Raw genomic sequence first — 4,679 nt, forward strand, 5'->3', positions numbered from 1 at the left:
CCGCAGGCCGGTGCAGGACGTTGCGATCCTCGCCCGCCCCGGAGGGTGGGCGCCACGAGCAGATCCAGGTCCCGAAGACGACCGCGCACAGCGCGTTGCGATCCTCGCCCGCCCCGGAGGGTGGGCGCCACACCGCGCGGGAGATCCAGGTGTGGGCGGGGTGGTCGGGGTTGCGATCCTCGCCCGTCCCGGAGGGTGGGCGCCACGCCTGGCCGCCCGACCGGTTCCGCGCCGCCTACCTGGCGGTTGCGATCCTCGCCCGTCCCGGAGGGCGGGCGCCACCGCGCTCATGCCGGGCGCCCCCGCATGACGGTGATGTTGCGATCCTCGCCCGTCCCGGAGGGCGGGCGCCACCCGGACAGGCCAGCCCGACCCGATGCGTCCCCCACCGAGTTGCGATCCTCGCCCGTCCCGGAGGGCGGGCGCCACGCCGATGCCGGGAAGCGCACCGCGGCCGACAACACGCCGTTGCGATCCTCGCCCGTCCCGGAGGGCGGGCGCCACCACTCGAGGTCGATATCCAGGTGATCCCCTCCGACCGGGTCGTTGCGATCCTCGCCCGTCCCGGAGGGCGGGCGCCACGTCCGGGAGCTGCGGGCCGTGCTGAGCGAGCTGTCGTTGCGATCCTCGCCCGTCCCGGAGGGCGGGCGCCACATCAGCAGGGCGACGCAGGCCAAGAGCGCCACGGAACGTTGCGATCCTCGCCCGTCCCGGAGGGCGGGCGCCACGACTCGTTGGTGGTCGCGATCTCGGTGCCCTGGACGTTGCGATCCTCGCCCGTCCCGGAGGGCGGGCGCCACCGCCTGCGCGCCCAGCACCTGAGGCACCGCCGCCGCGGGGTTGCGATCCTCGCCCGTCCCGGAGGGCGGGCGCCACGGTAAATGAGCTGGCAACACTACGGTCAGTTTCTGATCCGCAGCGAAATTGATCCGGTCATCGGTGACGAATCATCCCAAAGCTTATTCGGAACCTCCCTGGGTTCTCATGGGAACCGGAGGTTCCGACTTCAGGTCGTTGGTCGGAGGTAAGGAAACAGGGGACGCGGCGGCTGGGGCGTCGCGTCCCCGCATCCAGTTCCTCGGCAGTTCGAGATTGGCGTGGGGTTGAAGAGTGTTATGGGCATTGGTGTGGGGCCTCGGCGCGTGGGGCCGGGCTCACCGTGGGGCGTGGGTTTCGAGGTGGGAGACGATCGCTTCGAGGGCGTCCTGGAGGTTGGTCAGCTGGTGAGTGACGGTGGTTCCGTCGATGCTGCGCCAGCTGAGGTGGGTCCGGGAGATCTCGATGCGCAGGCCGTCCACGATGACGATGGATCCGCCACCGGTATCGCCCACATAGTGCGCGAACAGTCCGCGGGTGTACAGCTCGAGCAGCAGGAGATGCGTCGCACGCTGCGAGCTTTGGATCGGAGTGGCGAGCGGGTAGCCGTCCGGCAAGGGCAAAGCGAACCAGGTCGCCTTGCCGCTGACCTGGACGGAACGGAGTCGTGAGCGACTGCGGTGGGTTCCGACGGACGCGGCCAGGGCGGTCACGATGGCCAGGCCACGTCCGCTCTCGCTGAGCACGTCCTCCGGGACGGGTTGGGGGAGAGGGCCGGAACCGGTGTCGAAGACGGTGACGACAAGTGCGGGCGCAGGTTCGGTGCGCGACCAGATCCACAGTTCGGTGTCGGTGCCGCCCGCGTGGAGCAGCGCGTTGGTCGCCAACTCGCTGACGGCGACCGTCCCGTCGGAGATCAGCTCGTCCGGGAGGGCGAGCTGGGTCATCACGATCGACAGCGTGGATCGTGCCACTGAGGCGCATGTCCGGTCGGACGGCAGCGGGAAGGCCTGGGCGTGTCCGAACTCCAAGAGCGGGGCATTTCCGTTCAGCATGACGACCTCCACTGGTTGGCGGGACGGCGAGGAGCCGGGTTGCAGCACGCGGGCTCGCACTCGGACGAGGTGTCGGCGTGGCGTGGGGCCAGGCGCTGGAGCGTCCGGCGAAGAGACCCAGGACGCTGGACGGGAGGTGTGGGGGAGGGCGTGAGGATGCTCCTCACCTCTCCTGATGTCGTGGGGTGGTTGGTCTGGACGACCGGCGCGAACGCTTTTTCCAGGTGGGGGCGTCCGGGTGCGGGATATTGCGGGAAGGGGGAGAAGCAGGTCTCCAGGAGGCGCGCGAGCTCGTCCTCGTCAGCGGCCTCGATCAAGGTCTGGGCCGGAGAGATGAACCAGTAATGCCTGGTGAAGCATCCGTACCAGCAGACCGCGCTGGGATACCGGAGCCGGGCGGCGGTGAGGACCGCGTGGGGAGTTCGCCTTGCCCACCCAACGGATGTGGCCGGCTGCGGGACGAGCTGGGCGCCAACGGGCGAGAGGCCCACGACGTCCATGGCCCTCCCTAAGGTTGCGGGTGGCGTGGAATCCTGTTTCACGTCGGATCTCCTGTATCCGATAGGTCCCGGCCGGTGCACCATCACCGCGTCCGGGACCGCCCTGTGTTCGGCGGCAGGTGAGCTGGCGGCGCCAGTGAGAAGAGCGGGATGACGCCGTGCGTAAGGGCCAGCGCATGGTCATGGCTGTCGGGATTCGCAGGCGTGATGACGACAAGGGGCGTCCGGTGTGGGAGCTCGCCTAAACGGCATGAGGTGACGGCGCTTCCAACTGGGCTGGCCTTAACTTCCGCGCCTCATCACGATGCGACGGCATCGCTGTCGGCCGGTATTGCTCGCCGACGGCTCGCGATCAGAGTTCGACCCCCACGCGCGTGCGCGGGCGTTCGACTCGGGCTGCTCGCGGTTCAGTTCCTTCTGGCTGAGGCGGCCCAAGGATCGGTTCAGCCCGAGCCCGAGTCCCTGCGACGACAGGCTTCGCTGACACAGTGCTCACCACGTTCCGTCCGCACGTGAGCGCCGCGCCATCGGTTAGGGGGCGCATACTCCGTCTCGGACTGCGGACTCACCGTCATTGATGCGTCTACCATGACGGCATACCTCCTTCGAGAGGTTGGGCCGCGCGGCCAGGGCGGTTTCCTAGGCCTTGTACCTGGCCGCGCGGCGGCTCTTTACCTTCAGTACCGGTCACACGAGGTGCTGAAGTCATGCCAGTTCTTGTCCACGGCCACGTGAGGCTAGCCAGCTCCGGGCCGAGCGAGGAGCCCTACGTGTGCCAGGGCTGATCACGCGGACCTCCCGTCATCCCCTCTACGGCCGATCCGGTTCCAGTGATCATTCTGTAACCCACTGTCACCGATCTTTGTCGCTCGGCACCGTCGGGTGGTCGTCGGATGTACGGTCAGCATGGACCTACAGAGTGAGTTTCGCAATAATGCGACTCGTATTAATGCCAAAAAATCTTGAGCGTCCGCGAGTGGCCGGAAGATATGTCCGAGCTTGGCTGAAATGCCTGTGAGGGGAACTGATCATGACCGCCAATCTCAGTCCGACTGCGCGGCATCGACGGCTGATCTTCGAGCTCAAGCGCCTCCGGGAGGATCGGAATCTGTCGCGTGGTCAGGTGGCTGAGCAACTCGGCACGTCCGAGACGACCGTCTTCCGATACGAGAAGGGGCAACATCGCCCGAAGCCCGCGGACGTCGCGGCGCTGCTGGACATCTATGGCGTCACGGACCGAGCAGCCCGCGAGGAACTGCTGGAGATGGCCAAGGACGCGCGCAAGCGCGGCTGGTGGCATCGATACCGGCGGACGCTCAAGCCAGGCTTCGACTCCTACATCGGGTTGGAAGCGGCCGCCTCGGTGATCCGCACCTACCAGCCCCAGGTCGTCCCGGGGCTCCTCCAGACCGCCGACTACGCGCGAGCGGTCATCGAGGAAACGGCCATGAACTTCACGCCCACCGAGGTGGACGAGAAGGTTGAGGTGCGACTCTCGCGCCAGGACCTGATCCACCGGGACACTGACCCCGTCCAGTTCATCGCGGTGCTGGACGAGGCGGTCGTCCGCCGGCTGGTCGGCGGACCTAAGACCATGCGTGCCCAACTGCTACACCTGCTGGAAGTGAGCATGCGTCCGAACGTCGAGGTTCGGGTGATCCCTTTCGCGGCCGGGGCGCACGCAGCGATGGACGGCCCGTTCTGCCTGCTCGGGTTCCCCGAGACCGATGCTCCCGACCTGGTCTACCTGGAGCAGGCCATCAGTGCTCTGGTCCCTGAAGACCCCGAGGAAATTCGGCACTACACGCTGATGTTCGGCAACGTCCTGGCCAAAGCCCACTCGGCCGCCGAGTCGGTAGCCTTCATCAAGGCAAGCGCGGACAATATGCCCTAGTTTGCGAGGGAGGGAGAACAAGGGATGACCACACCGGATAACCGAGCCGGGTGGGTGAAGAGTTCCTACAGCACCAACGGCGGCGACTGCGTCGAAGTGACCAGCCTCGATGGGGTGGGCCTCGTCCGAGACTCCAAGGACCCGGACGGTCCCGTCATTGGTGTAGGGCCCGAGGCCTGGGCTCAACTCCTTCACTGCATCAAGCTCGGCGCGAGCCTTCGCGGCTAGACGACAGAGCCGACGGTTGCCTCCTCGGGAGGGGCTTAGGTTCTACGGCTCGTAGCGGCTCACGCCCGCCTTGCGGGCCGTGCTGCGATCCTTTCCCGTTCCGGAGGGCGGACGCCAGGTGACCGGCGGTGACGACCTCGACGTCGGTGCGGTTATGATCCTCGCCCGCCCCGAAGGGCGGGCGCC

The 4,679-nt window shown here is 67.5% G+C and carries 3 protein-coding genes and 1 CRISPR repeat array; of the genes, 2 read left to right on the forward strand and 1 reads right to left on the reverse strand.

Annotated features, from left to right (window positions below):
• The first annotated feature begins 19 nt into the window (after positions 1-19).
• Positions 20-876: a CRISPR direct-repeat array (repeat unit 37 nt; unit sequence GTTGCGATCCTCGCCCGTCCCGGAGGGCGGGCGCCAC).
• Positions 877-1,154: 278 nt separating this feature from the next.
• Entirely contained in the window at positions 1,155-1,871 is a 717-nt protein-coding gene (locus tag AB0J52_RS28000; RefSeq protein ID WP_500185391.1) for an ATP-binding protein, read from the reverse strand.
• Between the two features lie 1,530 nt (positions 1,872-3,401).
• On the opposite strand from AB0J52_RS28000, the gene AB0J52_RS28005 reads away from it, so the two are divergent.
• On the forward strand, positions 3,402-4,265 hold the full coding sequence (locus tag AB0J52_RS28005) for a helix-turn-helix domain-containing protein (protein ID WP_500185392.1): 864 nt from the start codon (positions 3,402-3,404) through the stop codon (positions 4,263-4,265).
• A 24-nt stretch (positions 4,266-4,289) separates the two neighbouring features.
• Positions 4,290-4,493, forward strand: a complete 204-nt coding sequence (locus AB0J52_RS28010; RefSeq protein ID WP_500185394.1) for a DUF397 domain-containing protein — start codon at positions 4,290-4,292, stop codon at positions 4,491-4,493.
• The last annotated feature ends 186 nt before the right edge of the window (positions 4,494-4,679 follow it).

It is taken from the genome of Spirillospora sp. NPDC049652 (assembly GCF_040675125.1).
Classification (GTDB): domain Bacteria; phylum Actinomycetota; class Actinomycetes; order Streptosporangiales; family Streptosporangiaceae; genus Spirillospora.

Coding starts and splice junctions, on each gene's coding strand:
- AB0J52_RS28010 (WP_500185394.1), top strand. CDS start 4,290: ATGACCACACCGGATAACCGAGCCGGGTGGGTGAAGAGTTCCTACAGC.
- AB0J52_RS28005 (WP_500185392.1), top strand. CDS start 3,402: ATGACCGCCAATCTCAGTCCGACTGCGCGGCATCGACGGCTGATCTTC.
- AB0J52_RS28000 (WP_500185391.1), bottom strand. CDS start 1,871: ATGCTGAACGGAAATGCCCCGCTCTTGGAGTTCGGACACGCCCAGGCC.